Below are 706 nucleotides of genomic sequence, written 5' to 3' on the forward strand. Positions count from 1 at the left end.
CTTATCCCACTAGAGGTTTTGATGAGTATTATCACAAGATCCGTCGAGAAGGCCTAAAATGGAACAGAAAGCGTGTATTGCGAGTATATCGGGATATGAAGCTCAGTCTTAGGCGTAAACATAAGAAGCGTTTGATAAAGCGTATAAAACAACCTTTGGAAACCCCATCGGTCCTCAATCAATGCTGGAGTATGGATTTTATGAGCGATGCGCTTATCGATGGAAGAAAGTTACGTGTGTTCAATGTCATAGATGATTGTAACCGTGAAGCCATTGCTATCGATATAGGCCTTTCGTACCCGGCCAGAGCGGTAGTGGAAACATTGGAAAACCTCAAAGAAGAAATAGGAACACCTAAATATGTCAGGTGCGACAACGGACCTGAATTTATATCTAAGACATTTATGGAGTGGTGTACTAAAAACCATATCGAAATCAAATACACACAGCCCGGAAAACCGATGCAAAATGGTTACATAGAACGTTTTAATAGATTTTTCAGAGAAGATATACTGGATGCATATTATTTTAATGACATCTATCAGCTTCAAAGGATCAGCGATAACTGGAGAGAGGATTATAACTTCAACCACCCACATAAATCTTTAGGTAATAAATCACCTAAAGAGTGTATGCCCAGGTTTGATGAAGAATTTAAATTCTTCATCAAACCTGACCTAAATAATAATTATTTATCGAATTTAGA

The 706-nt window shown here is 37.8% G+C and carries 1 protein-coding gene; it reads left to right on the top strand.

The window, feature by feature from the left end:
• On the top strand, nt 1-706 hold a 706-nt coding region (locus ES765_RS21540; RefSeq protein ID WP_138116606.1), incomplete at both ends, for an IS3 family transposase.

The organism is Maribacter sp. ACAM166, from assembly GCF_005771495.1.
In the GTDB taxonomy this organism is placed as follows: Bacteria; Bacteroidota; Bacteroidia; order Flavobacteriales; family Flavobacteriaceae; genus Maribacter.